Below are 1,383 nucleotides of genomic sequence, written 5' to 3'. Positions count from 1 at the left end.
TACAGCATGTCGTACTGCGCATCGCGCCAGTCGGTTTCGGGCAATCCGTTTCGGGCGTTCTCTTCCTTAGTCGGTACCCTCCATTGGTGCTGGCCAATGATTTGGCCGTTGCCGTTGTAGTCGAAGCAGGTAATGCTGTGGCTGTTGGCGGCACGGACGAGGTTGCCGTCCGGGTCGTATTGGTAAACGGTTTCCTGAAACTTGTCGTTGTTGCGGGCGAGGGTATGGATTAAGCGTCCCAATACGTCGCGTTTGAACTCGGTAATCCGCAGCGGGGTTTGGCCGTCGAGGTCGTCTGAAAGCGGGGCGGCGTCTTTTTTGGGGACGGGCTGTCCGCCCAGCTGCGCCATCAGTTTGGCAGCGAGGGAGGCGTCGTCGCCGAATTCGCGCTGCTCGACCAGTTCGTTGCCGGCGTTGTAGCGGTAGCCGGTCAGTTTATGGTCGAAGCCGAGCGGTAGCGCGCACCGTTTTCATTGGTGAGGCCGACTAGGCAGTGGGCTTTGTCGTAATGGTAGCCGAAGGTATAGCCCAGCGCATTGGTGCGCCAGGTCGGCAGGCCATCCTGGCCGTATTCGTAGGAAGTGGTATGGCCTTCGCCGTCGGTATGGGTGGTCAGACGACCTCGAAAAAGGATTGAGGTTGTCTGAAAAATAGAAACCGCGTGCGTGCGTACCGCACACACCCTACGTCGGTATTGGAGGTTTCATGCGGGCTACTGCTTTCTTGGTTTCCTCTTTCAGACGACCCCAGCCGGTATAGTCACCAAACCAAACCAGATTGCCGTCCTTATCGGTCATCTCTCTCGGGATACCGATTTGGTCGCAGTGGAAGTAGTAGGTTTTCGCCGTCTGCGGTTGTCCAATTGCGTACCTGTGCCAAAGGTTCGTAGCTGTCGAGATCGGTGTAGAGATAGGTATATCTGACGTCCGGGTGGACTTCCTGCAAGAGGTGGCTGCCGTCCCAAACGAAACGGGTTTGGTTTTCGAGGCCGTCTGAAAAGCGGAAACCGTGTGCGTACCGCACGCACCCTACGTCGGGATTGGAGGTTTCATGGAGACTACGGCTTGCTTTGTATGCGCGCCTTTGAATGTGCAGGCTACTTTTGAACTGTTTTGTGGCATTGAAAAGCAGTCTACACTTTTTCAGGTAGCCCTAGGGGGCTGCGTGGGTAGCACAATTGACCACCCTGCGTCGGGACTAAGGTCGTTTGAAAATGTATTTCAGAAGCTCTTGCCTTAAGGCATTGAATTTAGCGAAATGTGTATATTTGAGATTTGCTTATTGCACAATTTTTCCATATTCGTAGTCAGCTATTTCTTTGAAACTTAGATATTCAAGATAATCTAAGACAATTTCGAGATTGGTAGTTATAGGTATGTTGAT

3 protein-coding genes and 1 pseudogene are annotated in these 1,383 nt (G+C 53.0%); all 4 read right to left on the bottom strand.

Annotated elements, in window-relative coordinates:
• A pseudogene (locus ACTHS3_RS13175) lies at window positions 1–350 on the bottom strand (RHS repeat protein); the annotation flags it as partial.
• 80 nt (window positions 351–430) lie between these two features.
• Window positions 431–682 carry a hypothetical protein gene (locus tag ACTHS3_RS13170; RefSeq protein ID WP_440368150.1) on the bottom strand — a complete coding sequence of 84 codons (252 nt, stop codon included), beginning with the start codon at window positions 680–682 and terminating at the stop codon, window positions 431–433.
• A 1-nt stretch (window position 683) separates the two neighbouring features.
• Complete coding sequence (locus ACTHS3_RS13165; protein ID WP_440368149.1) at window positions 684–797, bottom strand: hypothetical protein; 114 nt, start codon at window positions 795–797, stop codon at window positions 684–686.
• The gene (locus ACTHS3_RS13160) at window positions 787–1,023 is read right to left on the bottom strand and encodes a hypothetical protein (RefSeq protein ID WP_440368148.1); all 237 of its coding nucleotides are present in this window, start codon (window positions 1,021–1,023) and stop codon (window positions 787–789) included. The genes ACTHS3_RS13165 and ACTHS3_RS13160 overlap by 11 nt, the downstream gene beginning before the upstream one ends.
• Window positions 1,024–1,383: the final 360 nt, after the last annotated feature.

Source organism: Neisseria sp. P0009.S007, from assembly GCF_051962515.1.
Note: the sequence above shows the minus strand (reverse complement) of the source record. Positions and strands in the feature narration are given on the sequence as shown.